Here is a 17,433-nt window from a genome sequence, read left to right on the forward strand (position 1 = left end):
ATGAAAAGGGGCTCCTTCACGGAGCCCCTTTTTTTTCGACTGAGTATCAAGTCTGCGTATTCCAAGGGTCAGCGCAATCCCTCGTGCTGGGCAACGGTCGTCGGCTCGCAGCCCCACAGTTCGAGCAGAAAATCACCCTCCCTGTGTTCCACCAACCGGTGCATGCCCAGTTCCGCGTGCAACTGTTCGTGTACCTGGATGGCCGTCTGCGGCGCCCCTTCTATGCTCGCCAGCCAATGGCAGGCAACCACCTGGCCAGCGGGATTCAGGCAACCACGAGCCTTCTCGATGACCTGGCTCAGGTCGGCGCGACTCAGGTAGTAACCCAGCTCGTTGAGCACGATGAGGTCGAAGCGTTCGCTGGGCCAATCGGCGGGCAGGGCCGCCTGTCGCGCCTGGGCGTGGGCAATGTCATGCAGGCGCGCTTGGGTCAGGCCCACCGCGCGGGTGTTCATGTCGCAACTGAGCAGGGAGTCGCAGCGTGTGGCCAGCGCCAGGCTGGTCTCGCCGTTGGCACAGCCGGGCTCGAAGATCGCGCCATAGCGCTCCTGTGGCAGGCAGGCGAGCAGCAATGCTCGCTTGCGCCGTTCGTACCAGCGATGACGCATGGCCCAGGGGTCGTCGTTACCCTCGTAGAGTTTGTCGAAGTACTGGTTGTCGACGCTTTGTCCGCTCATAGAAAAACCACCTCGAACGGCTGCAGCAGCCGCTCCAGCACATAGGGTGGAAGCACAGCCGCCAGGCCTATCTGCGGATCGCCTTCCAGCTGGCTGGCGAAGGCATGCACCGCATGGCTCTTGCGTGCCACCATGACCTTGTCCAGCGGTAGCTTGCGCGCGCGCGCCCACGGTATCCGATCGTCTTCGGGCTGTGCCCAGTGCCACGTCCAGATCGGCAATTCGTGATGGACCGCGCCGGCAGCCGCAGCGGCCGTTGCACCTGCGCGGCCCACGGCCTCATGGTCGGTGTGGCCATCGTTGCACCAGGTGCTGAACACCACATCGGTGGGTTTCAGGTAGCGCTGGATGAACTGGGTCAGCCGCTGTTCGTCGCGGGCCACTCCGCTGTCGGCAAAGCCCCCTCGAATCCACTGCAGGCTGTGCAGCGGCAGGCCCAGTCGGTGCAGCGCCTCGGCGCTCTCTTGCGGGCGCACGGCACTGAGGCGTTCGGCCGGCCAGGTCTGCGAGCCTGGATGGCTCGCGCTGCCGTCGGTGACGGAGATGATCAGGATCTGCCGGTCCAGGCCTGCCAGCAATTGCAGCAGCCCACCGCAGCCAAGCACCTCGTCGTCTGGATGCGGGGCAATGATGACGGCCCGCGAGCCGACCGGTACCAATGTCTGCGCGTCGATCAACGGCAGTTCGGCCAGGTGTCGCGAGCCGCGCCAGGCCTGCAGGGGCGTGCCCTGGCCTACGATAGGGTTGTCTTTCATAAACTCCAGGTCCGCGTCGTGGGGGCGCCGAGCAATTGCCCCAGCGCGGCGAGATCGCGCTCGGCATGGCTCTGTCGCAGGTACACCGGCAGATCGGCGATCAGCCGGGCAAAATGGGGATCCTTGCAGTACGGGCCGGCGCCCAAGGCCCGGCCGACATGGCTGATGACGGTGTCGGCGGTGTGTTCAGCCACCGCGCGGCACAGTCGCGCCGAATGCTCGAAATGGCCGTCCGGCTGCAGGTCGGCGGCGCTGGCGGCCTGGCGCAGCACAGCGATGCAGGCACCGAGTGCCCGCTCCACTGCGCCCAGGTGCGCCAGTGCATGAGGTTCGGGCCGAGCATGGCAGTGCTGCGCCAGATAGCGCCCAAGCTCACGGGCAGCACCGAACCAGCACGCGGCGATGCCGATGCCGCCCAGCCAGAAACCGGGCCGGTTGAGGTAGCTTCCCGCACTTCCGACGTACCAGCCCTCGGCGTTTTCCAGCAGAATCTCGACGCTGCCGGTGTTGGCCATGCCCACGGCGTTCCAGCCGTCATCGGTGACGCACAGATTGGCTTGGTCCATCGGCACGGCGACCAGTTGTTGCTGGCCATCGTCATCCCAGGCCGTGAGCAGGCCATGGGTGACCACGCTGGCGCCCGAGCACCAGGCCTTGCGGCCGCTGAGCAGCACGCGGTCACCTTCCTGGCGAACCATCACCCGTGCCTGCGGCGGCTCCGAGGCCCAGGTGCCCCAGATCGAGCCCTCTGGCGCAGGGTCGGCGCCCAGTTCCTGCATGATGGCCAAGGCGTCGGTGTGGCCCTCGTACAGTTTGCACAGGCCCAGGTCATGCCCGGCCACGGCAGCCAGGCACTGCCAGCGCTGCAAGGTGTCGCCACCGGCGGGCAGCGGCAGGCTGTCCAGGCCCGAGGCGCACAGCCGCCGCAGTTCCTTGCCCAGTGCCGCGGTGTCGGCGTAACCCTGCGCCGGCCAGGTCAAAGCCTCGGTCAGGGTCGGTTTCATTCTTCGACGTCCCGGTGCAGTTCGAACATCAGCATCGAGCGACCGGTCACCTGAAATTCGCTGCCGAATTCCAGACGCTCGTGCTCACCCAGATCGGGACGGTTGGTGTCGATTCGGCAGTTCCAGTATTCACCTTCCGGTACTTCGGGAAGGGTGAAGTTGACGACGTCATGGTGGGCATTGACGATCAGCAGCAGGGTAGCGTCGGCGCCCGGTTTGCGAATGCCGCTGGGCTGCGCACGGCCATCGAGCATCATCCCCAGGCAGCGGCCATGGGCGTCTTCCCATTGCTCGGCGGTCATCTCGTTGCCCAACGGGTCAAGCCAGGTCACGTCCTTGACGCCGATGGCTTCATTGTAATCGCCCACCAGAAAGCGATTGCGGCGCAGGATCGGGTAGCTGTTGCGCAGCTTGATCAGGCGTTTGACGAAACGCAGCAGGCCCTTGCCGTCTCCGTCGAGCTCCCAGTTGACCCAGCCGATCTCGCTGTCCTGGCAGTAGGCATTGTTGTTGCCACCCTGGGTACGCGAGAACTCGTCGCCGGCGACGATCATCGGCGTGCCCTGGGAGAACAGCAAAGTGGTGAAGAAGTTGCGCATCTGCCGCAGGCGCAGTTCGATGATTTCAGGATCGTCACTGGGGCCCTCGACACCGTGGTTCCAGGAGACGTTGTTGCTGGTGCCGTCCTGGTTGTCTTCCTCGTTGTCTTCGTTGTGCTTGTCGTTGTACGACACCAGGTCGCGCAGGGTGAAGCCATCGTGCGCGGTGATGAAATTCACCGATGAATAGGGGCGGCGACCGCGCTGGTTGAACATGTCACCCGAGCCGGTCATGCGCGCGGCGAAGTCGGCAAGCTGGCCGTCGTCACCTTTCCAGAACGCCCGTACGGTGTCGCGGAAGCGATCGTTCCATTCGGCCCAGCCCGGCGCGAAGCCGCCCACCTGATAACCTCCGGGGCCACAGTCCCACGGCTCGGCGATCAGTTTCACCGAGCGCAGCACTGGGTCCTGACGACAGGCGACGAGAAAACTGTGACGTTCCGAGAAGCCGTCGTGGTAGCGGCCGAGGATGGTTGCCAGGTCGAAGCGGAAGCCGTCGACGTGCATCTCCGAGGCCCAATAGCGCAGCGAATCGGTGACCATCTGCAACACGCAGGGGTGGCTCAGGTCCAGCGTGTTGCCGGTGCCTGAGTCGTTGATGTAATAGCGCTTGTTCTCGGGCATCAGGCGATAGTAGGAGGCGTTGTCGATGCCGCGCATCGACAGCGTCGGGCCCTGCTCGTTACCTTCGGCGGTGTGGTTGTAGACCACGTCGAGAATGACTTCCAGGCCGGCGTCGTGCAGGTGCGCGATCATCTCCTTGAACTCGGCGATCTTGCCGCTGGCGATATAGCGCGAATGCGGCGCGAAGAACGCGATGCTGTTGTAGCCCCAGTAGTTGTTGAGGCCTTTCTGCAACAGGTGCTGGTCGTTGACGAAACCATGGATCGGCAGCAACTCGATCGACGTCACGCCGAGGTTCTTCAGATGGTCGACCACTTCCGGCACGGCGAGGCCGGCGAAGGTCCCGCGCAGCGACTCCGGCACCGCAGGGTGCTGCATGGTCAGGCCGCGCACATGGGCTTCATAGAAGATGGTCTTGTCCCAGGGCACACTGACGCGGTGGTCGCGACCCCAGGTGTAGGCCGGATCGATGACTTTGCTCTTCGGCACGAAGGGGGCGCTGTCGCGTTCGTCGAAGCTGAGGTCACCATCGGGATGGCCGATGGTGTAGCCGAACAGGGCTTCGGACCACTTGAGTTCGCCAACCAGTTGCTTGGCGTAGGGGTCGATCAGCAGCTTGTTGGGGTTGAAGCGGTGACCGTTCTCGGGGTCATAGGGGCCATGCACACGGTAGCCGTAGATCAGCCCTGGATGGGCGTCGGGCAAGTAGCCGTGGTAGATCTCATCGGTGTACTCGGGCAACTCGATGCGCTCGATTTCCTCTTCGCCACTGGCATCGAAGATGCAAAGTTCGACCTTGGTGGCATTGGCGGAAAACAGCGCGAAGTTCACACCCAGGCCGGTCCAAGTGGCGCCAAGCGGGAAGGGCAAGCCTTCGCGAATACGCGACGGTTCGGTCGGTTCTGGCGCGGGTGCAGCTTTCTTGTGCGGACTCATGGTCGATCCTTGCTCTTGGTTTGCACGCATACAGCGCAGGCAGATGTCATAGCATCGTCGGTGTCTTCAGAGTCGGGGGTGTCGAGGCAGGCAACGGGTCAGTGAACGCGCCGTCCGGGTGACGGACGCGTGAAGTTCGGCAACTGCAGTCATCCAGCCCTGAGGCTGGACCGACGAAAAAAAGGGCCCGCGTGCCAGGTAGGAGGGGTACGCGGGCGGGTGTCACTTTGCAGCAGGCTTCTTCGGTGGCCGCGGCTTCTTCGGTGCCGGCGGCTTGGCATCGCCGTCAGTCTTGTCGGCCGGCTGCACCGCTGCTGCGGCCGGGTCGGCAGCCTTGCCTGGGGCCTTGGGTTTGGCGGCGGGGCCTTCGCCAGCTGGCTTGGGCTTGGGCTGAGCGGCTGCCTTCGGCTTGGCTGGCGCCTTGCCTTTGGCCGGCTTGGAAGGCGCCAGTGCTTCGGCTTCGGCCAGTTTTCTCGCCATTTCCCAATGACGCTCATCCTGCCCTTCGGGCTGACCTTCGGATTCCCAGATCTGATAGGCGAATTCGCGGACTCGTTTATCGTCGGCACTCATTTCAACGCTCCTTATTACAGCTCACTTTGTAGGAAGAGATTGACGGGAAACTCTTTCAGCGCAGTGCTCACCAACAATTCCTTCTCTGCTGTGACTGCGTGGTCGGAGAAAAGTCCCTTCAATGTAGCCTCGGATCTTACCGATGGCAAAACGACACGGGTGTCGCCCCAGGCGCTGGCATCGATCAACGGCGTCTGTGCGTCGGCCAAAAGGCCGCTGGCCAGGCGGGGCACGATGACCACTGCCATCGCCCCGTCCAGTATGCGCGCGAATGCGTGAACGCGATCGGCATGCACACCCTGGACGTCGAGCGTCTGGTAGCTGCCGTCACGGAACAGCGCGGGGTGCGCGGCACGGGCTTGAAGCGTGCGCTGGATCATGGCCTGCTTGATGCGACCATCGTGCCAGTTCTGCAGCAACTCGCCGACCGCAGGGCGTGCGTCGAGCGAGCGCTCGCGCGCAGCGTAGTCCACGGGACGCCGGTTATCCGGATCGACCAGGCTGAAATCCCAGTACTCGGCGCCCTGGTACAGATCGGGAATACCAGGCACGGTCATGCGCAGCAGGGTCTGCACCAGACTGTCCAACGCGCCGCTGGGCGCAATGGTACGGCTGGCGGCAGCAATGGCATCGCGCAGTGGACGACCTTGCTCGCTCAACAGCAACTGCTCGAGGAAATCGCGACAGGCTTTCTCGTAGGCTTCGTTAGGCGCACTCCAGCTGCTGATCAGCTTGGCTTCGCGCAACGCCTTTTGCTGCCATTGGTACAGGCGCTCGGCGTAGGCGGTCAGGCCTTCGACGTCGTCACTGTGCAGCTCCAGCGGCCAGCTGCCCAGCAGTGCCTGGTACAGCATCAGTTCGTCGCCACCGCTTGGTGCATGGCCGTCGCCGAAGGCACTGCGCAGGGGCGCAGCCAGCTCCAGCCATTGCTGCACTTGCTCGACGTACCAAGGTGCGCGCTCGCTGAGCACGGCGAGCCGCGTACGGGTGTCTTCGCCTCGCTTGTGGTCGTGCGTGGCCGTGGCCAGCAGATTGTCCGGGAAATGTTCGAGGCGCTGCTGGCAGGCTTCGTCGAAGGCCTGCGGGGTGCCTGCGAACAGTTCGGTTTCGAAACCTACGTCATTGCGCGAAAGCAACACGGCGGAACGGTAGAAGGCGGTGTCTTCGACAGCCTTGGCTGCCGCTGGCGATGTCAGCTGCTGGAAGCGCACGCAGGCATGGCGAATCAGTTTGCGTCGACGTCCGATAGGCAAGGCGCGCCAGCGTTCGCCACCCAGCCAGCGCTGCAGGTAATCGAGTACCGGCCAGTCGGCTTCGCCCAGGGTACCGCGTGCCCCGTCCATGGCCTTCTGGAAGAATGCTTCGTCTTCAGCCGGGCGTCCGCACGGGTTGATGTAGGTACGGTACACCGGGAAGTGCACGATCAGTTCCTGCAGCGCCCGACGGATCGCGCCCAGGGTCAGGTCGCGGCTCATCAGGTCACCGCGCGCCACTTGCAGCAAGGCCTGGGCCACGGATTCGAAATCGCCCGCGAGCGAGCCGTTGAGCACAAGGTTGCGGGCTACGTGGGCCTCCTCGATGAACTCGCTGGGACGTCCGCTGACGCGGCTCCACAGCTCGCCTAGTGGCTGCTCGCCAGCAGGATCGTGTTGCAGCAACGATACCTGGTTCATGAACTCGTAGCCGGTGGTGCCATCGACTTGCCAGTCACGGTGCAGGGTTTCGCCTGCGCCCAGAATCTTCTCGACGTAGATCGGTACATGGTCGATGCGCGCGGACGCCGGGCGCTGCTGCAGCAGAGCATTGACCCTGCGTCGCAGTTTGCGCGAGTAGCCCCGCGGGTCCGCCAGGCCGTCGATGTGGTCGATACGCAAGCCATCCACCAGACCTGCGCCGATCAGTTCGAAGATCTTCGCATGAGTCGCTTCGAACACCGCCGGACGCTCGACACGCAGGCCGCCCAACTCGTTGACATCGAAGAAGCGCCGCCAGTTGATGTCGTCACCGGCGGTGCGCCAGCTGGCCAGTCGATAGGACTGTCGCTCCAGCAGCTCGTGCAGGCGGTTGAAGCCTTCGTCGCTGGTGGCATCGAACTGGGCCAGGGAGGCCTGGATGGCATCGTTCAGGCCGCCGCTGGCGACGCGGTTCGCCAGATCGGCTTGCAGCGCGCGGGCCGCACCGTACGCGTCGTCGCTGCCATGCAGGTTGGCGAAGCGCGCGCCCAGCTCGCTGACTGGCGCATTGCCCGACGCCGCCAGGATGTGCGGGTAGTCGATGGGACAGATCGGGAAACGATGCTCGTAGTGCTCAACGAAAAAGCTGCCTTGTTCGGCGTCGAACTTGAGTACCAGCTCGCCACCTTGCAGGGCGGCACCGTAGTCACTGCCGAGAAACGGCAACAACAGCTGGCCTTCGAGCAATGGGTCGGGCGAGTGCCACTGAATGTCGAAGAACTCCGAATACGGGCTGCGACGCCCCCACTCGAGCAGGTCGAGCCACCACGGGTTGTGCGCACCCCCCACGGCCATGTGGTTGGACACGATGTCCAGGATGAAACCCATGTCGTGCTCGCGCAGCGCTGCGATCAGCCGCTCCAGCGCGGGCTGGCCACCCAGTTCGGGGTTGACCTGGGTGGGGTCGACGACGTCGTAGCCGTGCATCGAGCCCGGTCGGGCCTTGAGAATGGGAGACGCGTACACATGGCTGATGCCGAGCCGGGAAAAGTACGGCACCAGGCGAGCGGCATCATCCAGGGTGAAATCCTTGTGCAACTGCAGCCGAACGCTGGCCGTCATTTTTTTCATCGGTAACGCTCACTGGCTTGTTGTCGGGCGCAGGCCAGCAGCTCTAGGCGTCTGGCAGCGTCTTCATCGTCGAGAAGATTCTGGGCATGGGCGCTGTAGCGGCGGCGCCAATTGGGATGGCTGTCTATGGTGCCCGGCAGGTTGGCCTGTTCCTCGATGCCCAAGGCATCGTCGATCGGCAGCAACACCAGCGGAGCAGGGGTCTGACCGAGGAAACGGGTGCTGGCGTCGATGATTGCATCGATGTCATCGACACCGTCCACCTTGCTCTGCTGCAGCTCGTGCGCGAGCACCTGGCGCAGTGCGCGACGCTCGTGCTCGCGGGTTTCGCGCCAGTGTTTCTCGGTCGCCTCGTCGATCAGCTCGAGGTCGCGGTTCCAGTCGATGTCCCGTCCGCGCCACCAACCGTTGAGGGTCGGCAAATCGTGGGTGGTCGAGGTGGCCAGGGCATTGTCCGGCCACGCCTGATTCTCGATGAATACGCCGTCGTTCTGTTCGAACAACAGCACGCGCATCCCCAACATCTGCCTGGCTGCCAGCTTCTCACGCAGTCCGTCGGGCACCGTGCCGAGGTCTTCGCCGAGCACCACGGCCTGGTGACGATGGGATTCGAGGGCGAGCAGGCGCAGCATGTCGTCGATGGGAAATTGCAGGTAGGCGCCTTCCCCAGGCTTGGCGTCTGCTGGAATTAGCCACAGGCGTTGCAGGCCCATGATGTGGTCGATGCGCAGGCCACCGGCGTGGGCGAAGTTGGCCCGCAGCATCTCGATGAACGCGCGGAAACCATTGCGCTGCAGACCCTCGGGGGAGAATGCCGAGATGCCCCAGCTTTGCCCCGAGCGATTCAGAATGTCGGGTGGTGCGCCCACGGTCAGGTCGGCGAGCAACTCGTCCTGGCGGCTCCAGGCCTGGCTGCCGGCACCGTCTGCACCCACGGCAAGATCGGCGATGAGACCGATCTTCATGCCGCTGGTGCGTGCCGCTTGTTGCACCTTGGCCAGGCAACGGTCGATCAGCCACTGGCAGAACGCGTGAAAGGCGATCTCATCGCCATTGGCTGCCGCGAATTCGGCTACGGCGGTACCGCGAGGGTCGTGCCACTGCTGGGGCCACTGGCGCCAGTCCAGGCTTTCGCCGCGAGCCTTGAAGTCAGCCTGCAGCGCTTCGTAGCGGCAGTGGTTCTCCAGCGCTTCGCCACCGGTGTGGCGGAATGCGCTGAAATCCGCGTTGAGGGCATGTTCGGTCTGGCAAAAGCTGTCGTAGAGCGCGCGCAGCAGGCGCTGTTTGGCGCCGGCAGCCGCTGGCCAATCAACCAACGGCAGGGCTTCCAGGGCCTGCAGGGTATCGCTCAACCCGGACGTTTCGATGGCGGTGCGCACGGCATCCTCACCGAGCACTGCGGCAGGCGCGGCGTACAAACTGTTGAGGAACAGCCGGCTCGAAGGCGAGTAGGGGCTGTAGCGGGTGTTGTCGCTGCTGCTCATGGCGTGCATGGGGCTGATCGCCAAGGCATCGGCGCCGCGTTCGCCGGCACTGCGCACCAACGATTCCAGCGCTTGAGTGTCGCCGAAGCCGCCATCACCGCCGCGACGCACGGCGTACAGCTGAACACCCAGACCCCAGGCGTGGGCCGCGTCCTGGCCATAGGCGTCGGCCACGCTGTAGCAGCGTGACGGCGCCACGGCCAGGGTAAAATGCTGCTGCTCGATGTGCACGTCCTGGTAACCGACAGGCAACAGGCCCGGCAGGGCGCTGTGCTTGTCCAGGCTCACGGACAGCGTGCTGCCGTCCTCCAGATGGACTTCGCACGCCGTACCCGGCTCGAAGAACCGGGCAAGGTCGAGTGGCTCACCGTGTTCGACTGTCAACAACGGGGGCAGGCGATGCGACTGCGCCGTCTTGCGCAACTCGTCCAGGCTCTGCTCGACCTCTTGCGCCGAATCGGCGGGGTGACCCAGACCATGCAGCACCTTGCGCAGCACGCTGTCGGCTACCGTCTGCGGCTTGCCATTGGCATCGGTCCAGTCGACGGCAATGCCGGCGTGTTCGGCCAGGTCGTGTAGTTGGCGTTGTTCAGTCATGCCGCTGTCTCCGTGGCACCCGCCGGAGTCAAGCTGACCAGAGCGGTGAATGCGGGCAGTCCTTGAGTCAGTGCAGCGGTGATGTCGTTCTGGGGCCGGCTGTCGAACAACAGGTATTGGGTCTGCAGTTGTACCGGCACGGTCGTGTCGCTCAGGTTCAGGTCGATGCGCAACACGCTGCCATCCCCCATGCGCCATTTTGCCGTCACCGCTTTGTCGGCCAGCACCTGGGCACCCAGTGACTGGGCGCCGTCCAGGCGGGGGACGATTTCGTCACGGCGCAAGGCCAGCAACTGACGGTACAACTGCACCCAGGCACCGTCCTGGCGGAACTGGAATTCGGCGAAGTCCGGTCGCGATGCCTCGAAGGTGCTGGCCGCGTTCGGATCGGGAATCTTCGCCCGGGTTGCTTCATTGGCAAACGCGTCGAACGCGGCGAACTCGGCGCGACGTCCTTCACGAACCGCTTCGGCCAATTCGCCATGATGGTCGGTGAAGAACAGGAACGGCTCGTCCGCCGCCCACTCGTCACCCATGAACAACATGGGGATCATCGGCGACAGCAACAGCAGGGCGGTAGCGGCGCGCAGCGCCGGTTCGCTGCACAGCAGGCTGAGGCGCTCGCCCATCGCGCGGTTGCCGATCTGGTCATGGTTCTGCAGAAACAGCACGAAGGCCGTGGGCGGCAGATGACCGCTCGGTTCGCCACGCGATTCGCCTTTCTGGTTGGTATCGCCTTGATAGATGAAACCCTGGCTCAGGCAACGCGCCAGCTTGTCGGTCGACTGCTCGCTGAAGTCGGCGTAGTACGCTTCGTCTTCGCCCGTGAGCAGTGCGTGCAGCACGTTATGACCGTCGTCGTTCCACTGCGCGTCGTAGCCCTGCTCGAGCAGATGAGCCTGGTTGTGCTCGTTCTCCAGCATCAGCCAGACGTGTCGATCGGCACCCACCTGCTTGCGCAGGGTGGTGGCCATCTCTTGCAGGAACGTAGGGTCCTGAATCGCATGCACGGCGTCGAAACGCAGGCCGTCGAAACGGTATTCGAGCAGCCACATGGCCGCATTGTCGATGAAGAAGCTTCTGACCTCGTCGCGACGGAAGTCAATGGCATCGCCCCAAGGGGTGTGCTTGTCGTGACGGAAGAAACCCTTGGCGTAACGGCCCAGGTAATTGCCATCTGGACCGAAATGGTTATAGACGACGTCGAGGATCACCATCAGCCCATGACCATGAGCGCAGTCGATCAGGTGCTTGAGTTGTTCAGGGGTGCCGTACGAAGCTTCCGGGGCATACGGCAGCACACCGTCGTACCCCCAGTTGCGTTCGCCTGGAAATTCGGCGATCGGCATCAACTCGATCGCGGTCACGCCCAAGGCTGCGAGGCGTGCAAGGTGCGATTCGACACCGGCGTAACCGCCCAATGCACCCACATGCAGTTCATAGATGACCGCCTGCGACCATGGTCGGCCCAGCCAGCTGGTGTTCTGCCAGCTGTAGGCCAGTGGATCGACCACTATGCTGGGGGAGTGCACATCGTCCTGCTGGGCGCGGGACGCGGGATCGGGCACCGCCATCTCGCCATCTATATCGAAACGGTAAGCTGTACCCGCCGGGCATTTGTGCTCGAGGGTAAACCAGCCATCGTTACCAGCGACCATGGGCAGCGATTCGGCGTCAGCGATCTGCAGCCCTACCGAAAAAGCGTCCGGTGCCCACAGTGCAAAATGGGTGAGCCCGGAGTCCTGCATTACCGCACCGTGGGACCAGGTTTCAGTTTTCCGTGAAGGCATCGATGAAACCTCTTCCATTATTGATTAAGCGCCGTTATTTATGAGTCGCAGAAGTCTTGCTGCCATGCACCAGCGCCTGATAAAGCTCGGCGTAAGGCTCCACAGCCTCGCTCCAGTTGAAGGGCTGAGTCATCGCGCGGCAGCGCATGGCATTCAACAGTTCAGGCTTGGCGAAGACATAGAAGGCGCGCGCCAGGGCGGCCTTGTAGCTTTCGATGGTCGACTCGCCGAACAGGAAGCCGGTCACCCCGTCTTCGATGGTGTCAGCCAGGCCACCGGTGTTGCGCGCCACCGGCAGCGAGCCGAAGCGTTGCGCGTACATCTGACTCAAGCCACAAGGCTCGTAGCGTGAAGGCATCAGCAGGAAGTCGCTGCCGGCGAACATGCGCCGCGCATCGGTTTCGTTGAAGCCGATGCGTACACCCACACGGCCGGGAAAGCGCAAGGCGAGTTCGCGCATGGCCTGCTCTTCCTCGGGCTCGCCGCGGCCGATGATGATCACCTGACCGCCGTTTTCGACGATGAATTGAGTCACGCCTTCGGTGAGGTCCAGGCCTTTCTGATAGACCAGGCGGGACACCACGGCGAACAGCGGGCCATCAGATTCTTCGATTTCGAACAGCTTGCGCACGTGGGCCGCATTGACCGCCTTGCCTTCCCAATCGTTCAGGCTGAACGGGCACACCAGGTGCGGATCGGTGGCCGACTCCCAGCTCGCGTCGATGCCGTTGGGAATGCCGCTGAGCTTGCCCTGCTGCGCCTTGCTGCTGAGAAAGCCTTCCAGCCCGCAACCGAATTCGGGTGTGGTGATCTCTTCGGCGTAGGTGGCGCTCACCGTGGTGATGTGGTTCGCATAGGCCATGCCGGCCTTGAGAAACGACAGCTTGCCGAAAAACTCCATGCCGTCCTGTTGCATGGCATGGTTGGGAACGCCCAGCTCGGGGCAGCAGCCGCGGCTGAACACGCCCTGATAGGCCAGGTTGTGAATGGTGAACAAGGTCGGCGTGCGCAGCCCGCGCCAGTGCATATAGGCCGGCGCAAGGCCCGCTGGCCAATCGTGGGCGTGCACCAGGTCAGGCTTCCAATGGACCATGCCCTGGCCGGCAGCGATGTCGGCAGCTGCCAGGCCCAGGCGGGCGAAGCGAATATGGTTGTCCGGCCAGTCGCGGCCGTTGTTGGCACCGTAGGGGGTGCCATCGCGCTCGTACAGTTCTGGGCACAGCAACACATAGATGACCAGCCCATCGGGCATGTCCATACGGCCGATCTTGCACGGTGGCAGGGCGGCGTGGCCGCTCAATTCACCGACGACATGGATCGGGTTGTCGCTGTTGAGCACCTGCGGGTAGCCGGGAATCAATACCCGAACGTCGTGTACCTGACTCATGGCGCGTGGCAGCGCAGCCGACACGTCACCCAGGCCGCCGGTCTTGACCAGGTCGGCAATTTCCGATGTCACGAAAAGAACTTTTTGTTTGTGAGCGCCAGACGGCGCCTGCAGTGCTTTGCTGGTAGGCGTGGGAACCTGCAAGTGAGCGGGTTCCGCTGCTTGCCTGTTGAAACGCTCTCCGTGGTTTTCGACAGCGGCACTGATCATTGTTCTCTCCCGTGCATTACGTACTTGTATGGCAGATCCTGACTCTAAAAAAAGCGCTGATCGATTAGCGCTTCCCGCTGACACACGCACAGGCGCCGCAGCAAACGGCGTTCCTGCCGCAGGCTGCAATGATTCACGGGATGGCAGGTTTGGCGGACAAGAAACATCAAATAACCTGCTCCCTATCCTGACCTGTCTGATTTGCAAAAAGTTTCGAGCTTTTTTGCATCGGATTTCCAAGCGATACATCGCCTGCGGCCTGAGTGTAGGAGATCCGCCATTTTTTTGGGCCAGGCGCGCGACTGACGGCCGATAATTATTGGCACACCCGTACTACAGCCCTCTGCCAGAAGGCTTTCAGCGCACTTGGCAGTGCGTTGCGGGCCCGCTCGGACAACGATCGAGACCGGCGGCGAAAACCGTTGCGATTTGTGTCCTGTCGCAAGTGCAGGCCCTCATGAAATCGACAAAAAAACCCAAGTTTTGCCCAGCGTCACAATCGACCAAAGGTATACTCGGAAACTTACCGGTATCGTCCGGGACTAACTTGAAGGCTGGTTCGGGCAATACCCGTACACGCTTTCCGGACAACACCGTTCAAGAAATATCTTCTTCAAGCAACATAGAGTGGAGCTCTCGCATGCAACTGGGAATCATTGGGCTGGGCCGCATGGGCGGCAACATCGCCAGAAGGCTGATGCGCGCGGGTCATCAAACGGTGGTCTTCGATCGCAATCAGGATTCAGTGCATGGTCTGGCCGGTGAAGGCGCTGTCGGTGCCGCCGATCTCGCCGATCTGGTGAGCAAGATGGACACCCCGCGCGCGGTCTGGGTCATGCTGCCCGCCGGTGCGCCGACCGAGGCGACCATCGCCCAGCTGGGCGACCTGCTCGAGCCAGATGACGTGATCATCGACGGTGGCAACACCTTCTACAAGGATGACATCCGTCGCGCTCGCGAGCTGGCTGCACGCCAATTGCACTACGTCGACGTTGGCACCTCCGGTGGTGTGTGGGGCCTGGATCGCGGCTATTGCATGATGATCGGTGGCGAGCCGGAAATCTTCGAACGCCTCGACCCGCTGTTCGATTGCCTGGCGCCTGGCATGGGCGACATCCCGCGTACCCGTGATCGCAACAGCTCGGACGATCGTGCCGAGCGTGGCTACATCCATGCAGGTCCGGCCGGTTCCGGGCATTTCGTCAAGATGATCCACAACGGCATCGAGTACGGCATGATGCAGGCCTTCGCCGAGGGCTTCGACATCCTCAAGACCAAATCCAGCAGCGAGCTGCCGGAAGATCAGCGCTTCGACCTCAACCTGGCCGACATCGCCGAAGTCTGGCGTCGCGGCAGCGTGGTTTCGTCCTGGCTGCTGGACTTGACTGCCGATGCGCTGGCCAGTGATCAACAGCTCACCCAGTATTCCGGTGTGGTGTCCGACAGTGGCGAAGGCCGCTGGACAATCGACGCCGCCGTCGAGCAGGCGGTACCGGTACCGGTGCTGTCCAGCGCGTTGTTCGCCCGCTTCCGTTCACGCCAGGACGCCACCTACGGTGACAAGATTCTCTCGGCGATGCGCTTCGGCTTCGGCGGTCACGTCGAGGTTCCCAAATGAGTAGAGCGACCTCGAAAGTAGATGCCGCTCCACCGTCAACCCTGTTTCTGTTCGGCGCCCACGGCGACCTTGTCAAACGCTTGCTGATGCCGGCCTTGTACAACTTGAGCCGGGATGGACTGCTGGACAACGGCCTGCACATCGTCGGGGTCGACCATAACGAGGTGAGCGACGCGGATTTCGCCGCCAAGCTCGAAGCCTTCATCATCGAACAGGCGCGTGCCAAAGGTATAGACGAGCCGGACAAAGTGCTGGACCCGGCGCTCTGGGCCAAGCTGCGCAAGCGCATCAGCTACATTTCCGGTGATTTCCTCGACGATGCGACCTATCAGGCCATCGCCGAGCGCATCGAAGTCAACGGTACTGGCAATGCCATGTTCTACCTGGCCACCTCGCCGCGCTTCTTCAGTGAAGTGGCGCAGCGACTGGGCAGCAGCGGGTTGCTCAAGGAGCAGCCCGACGCCTTTCGCCGGGTGGTGATCGAAAAACCCTTCGGTCACGACCTGGCGTCCGCCGAAGCGCTCAATGCCTGCCTGTTGAGCGTCATGAGCGAGAAGCAGATCTATCGCATCGATCACTACCTGGGCAAGGAGACGGTGCAGAACATTCTGGTCAGCCGTTTCTCCAACGGTATTTTCGAAGCGTTCTGGAACAACCACTACATTGACCATGTGCAGATTACCGCCGCCGAAACGGTCGGGGTCGAGAGCCGTGGCAATTTCTACGACCAGACCGGCGCGTTGCGCGACATGGTCCCCAATCACCTGTTCCAGCTGTTGGCGATGATTGCCATGGAACCGCCGGCGGCGTTCGGCGCCGACGCGGTGCGTGGCGAGAAGGCCAAGGTGATCGGCGCCATCCGCCCCTGGTCCAAGGCCGACGCCTTGAAGAACTCGGTCCGCGGCCAGTACACCGCAGGGCAGGGCGACAAGCCCGGCTATCGCGAGGAGCCCAAGGTCGACCCGCAGAGCACTACTGAAACCTACGTGGCGCTCAAGGTCATGGTCGACAACTGGCGCTGGGTCGGTGTGCCGTTCTATCTGCGTACCGGCAAGCGCATGAGCGTGCGCGACACCGAAATCGCCATCTGCTTCAAGCCTGCGCCCTACGCGCAGTTCCGCGACACCGAAGTGGATCGGCTCAAGTCCAACTACTTGAAGATCCAGATCCAGCCAGACGAGGGCATGTGGTTCGACCTGCAGGCCAAGCGCCCTGGCCCCGCCATGGAGCTGGAAAACGTCAAGCTGGGCTTTGCCTACAAGGATTTCTTCCAGATGCAGCCGTCCACGGGTTACGAGACGCTGATCTACGACTGCCTCATCGGCGACCAGACCCTGTTCCAGCGCGCCGACAACATCGAAAACGGCTGGCGCGCCGTGCAGCCGTTCCTCGACGCATGGCGCGACGGCGGCAGCATTGCCACCTACGCGGCGGGTGAAGACGGTCCGGAAGCAGCCGACGAGTTGCTGGCACGCGATGGCCATCATTGGCATCGACTGGGATGAGTGCGCCCTCGCAACACCTCATCCAGTTCGTCCTCAGCGACATGGACGGCACCTTGCTGATGCCCGATCACAGCCTGAGCCCTGCCGTCATCGAGGCGGTAGCGCAACTGCGCGCCGCCGGGGTGCGGTTTACCCTGGCCAGCAGTCGTCCGCCGCGGGCAATGCGCAAGCAGATCCAGGTGTTGGGCATCGATCTGCCGACTGCTGCATTCAATGGTGGTGTGCTGGTCAATCCTGACGGCAGCGAGCTGCAGTCCCATTGGGTGGAGCGTGAGGCGGTCGATGCCTGTCTGGCGTTGTTCGCCGAGCACCAGTTGGACGTCTGGGTATTCGCCGACGACCAGTGGCTGGCACGTGACCGCCTGGCTCACTACTTCCCGAAGGAGCTGCACGCTCTGGGCTATGAGCCGCTGATCGTCGACGATTTCACGCCCTATCTGGACCGTGTGCACAAGATGGTCGCAACCTCCAGCGACTTCCAATTGCTGATCGATCTGGAAAAGCAGCTGCAGGCACCGTTGAGCGGCAAGGCGATTGCGGCACGCTCGCAGCAGTACTACCTGGATATCACTGCGGTGCTGGCCAACAAAGGCGAAGCCTTGGCAACCCTGGCGGGAAGTCTGGGCATCGACCTTGCCAACACCGCCGTATTGGGCGACGGCGCCAACGACGTAGCCATGTTCAAGCGCGCCGGGTTCTCCGTGGCGATGGGCCAGGGCGAGCAGGCAGTGCGCGAGCAGGCCGATGCGGTTACCTCCAGCAATGCGGCAGATGGCGTAGCGCAAGCCATACACGAGCTGATACTGCCCCGCACTCGACGTTGATGCAGTTTTCCGGCGCGGCTCCGACTCCCGGTTCGCGCCCGTGATC

12 protein-coding genes are annotated in these 17,433 nt (G+C 63.1%); 3 read left to right on the forward strand and 9 right to left on the reverse strand.

All coding sequences use genetic code 11. The features are described from left to right. Positions 1-68 precede the first annotated feature (68 nt). From IFT98_RS13620 to glgA, 9 genes are all read right to left on the reverse strand, one after another. On the reverse strand, positions 69-677 hold the full coding sequence (locus IFT98_RS13620; RefSeq protein ID WP_192049242.1) for a class I SAM-dependent methyltransferase: 609 nt from the start codon (positions 675-677) through the stop codon (positions 69-71). Then, a complete protein-coding gene (locus IFT98_RS13625; protein ID WP_192049244.1) occupies positions 674-1,432 on the reverse strand; it encodes a PIG-L deacetylase family protein in 759 nt (252 codons plus the stop codon). The genes IFT98_RS13620 and IFT98_RS13625 overlap by 4 nt, the downstream gene beginning before the upstream one ends. After that, complete coding sequence (locus tag IFT98_RS13630; RefSeq protein ID WP_192049246.1) at positions 1,429-2,436, reverse strand: acyl-CoA dehydrogenase family protein; 1,008 nt, start codon at positions 2,434-2,436, stop codon at positions 1,429-1,431. The genes IFT98_RS13625 and IFT98_RS13630 overlap by 4 nt, the downstream gene beginning before the upstream one ends. Continuing rightward, complete coding sequence (gene glgX, locus IFT98_RS13635; RefSeq protein ID WP_192049248.1) at positions 2,433-4,595, reverse strand: glycogen debranching protein GlgX; 2,163 nt, start codon at positions 4,593-4,595, stop codon at positions 2,433-2,435. Before glgX ends, IFT98_RS13630 begins: the two co-directional genes overlap by 4 nt. A 222-nt stretch (positions 4,596-4,817) precedes the next feature. Continuing rightward, positions 4,818-5,168: a DUF2934 domain-containing protein gene (locus IFT98_RS13640; protein ID WP_192049251.1), complete on the reverse strand. Its 351-nt coding sequence runs from the start codon at positions 5,166-5,168 to the stop codon at positions 4,818-4,820. Between the two features lie 14 nt (positions 5,169-5,182). Continuing rightward, entirely contained in the window at positions 5,183-7,972 is a 2,790-nt protein-coding gene (locus IFT98_RS13645; protein ID WP_192049252.1) for a malto-oligosyltrehalose synthase, read from the reverse strand. Further along, positions 7,969-10,053, reverse strand: a complete 2,085-nt coding sequence (malQ, locus tag IFT98_RS13650; RefSeq protein ID WP_192049254.1) for a 4-alpha-glucanotransferase — start codon at positions 10,051-10,053, stop codon at positions 7,969-7,971. The genes IFT98_RS13645 and malQ overlap by 4 nt, the downstream gene beginning before the upstream one ends. After that, positions 10,050-11,843, reverse strand: a complete 1,794-nt coding sequence (gene treZ, locus IFT98_RS13655) for a malto-oligosyltrehalose trehalohydrolase (RefSeq protein ID WP_192049256.1) — start codon at positions 11,841-11,843, stop codon at positions 10,050-10,052. Before treZ ends, malQ begins: the two co-directional genes overlap by 4 nt. A gap of 34 nt (positions 11,844-11,877) precedes the next feature. Then, positions 11,878-13,440 carry a glycogen synthase GlgA gene (glgA, locus tag IFT98_RS13660; protein ID WP_192049258.1) on the reverse strand — a complete coding sequence of 521 codons (1,563 nt, stop codon included), beginning with the start codon at positions 13,438-13,440 and terminating at the stop codon, positions 11,878-11,880. A gap of 640 nt (positions 13,441-14,080) precedes the next feature. Here glgA and gnd point away from each other — a divergent pair. The 3 genes from gnd to IFT98_RS13675 are packed head-to-tail and all read left to right on the forward strand — an operon-like array spanning position 14,081 to position 17,387. Continuing rightward, positions 14,081-15,058: a phosphogluconate dehydrogenase (NAD(+)-dependent, decarboxylating) gene (gnd, locus tag IFT98_RS13665; protein ID WP_122796985.1), complete on the forward strand. Its 978-nt coding sequence runs from the start codon at positions 14,081-14,083 to the stop codon at positions 15,056-15,058. Then, entirely contained in the window at positions 15,055-16,563 is a 1,509-nt protein-coding gene (zwf, locus tag IFT98_RS13670) for a glucose-6-phosphate dehydrogenase (RefSeq protein ID WP_192049260.1), read from the forward strand. Before gnd ends, zwf begins: the two co-directional genes overlap by 4 nt. Then, positions 16,560-17,387 carry a Cof-type HAD-IIB family hydrolase gene (locus IFT98_RS13675; RefSeq protein WP_192049262.1) on the forward strand — a complete coding sequence of 276 codons (828 nt, stop codon included), beginning with the start codon at positions 16,560-16,562 and terminating at the stop codon, positions 17,385-17,387. The genes zwf and IFT98_RS13675 overlap by 4 nt, the downstream gene beginning before the upstream one ends. The last annotated feature ends 46 nt before the right edge of the window (positions 17,388-17,433 follow it).

The sequence above is a fragment of the Pseudomonas sp. CFBP 8770 genome, assembly GCF_014841705.1.
Taxonomy (GTDB): Bacteria; Pseudomonadota; Gammaproteobacteria; order Pseudomonadales; family Pseudomonadaceae; genus Aquipseudomonas.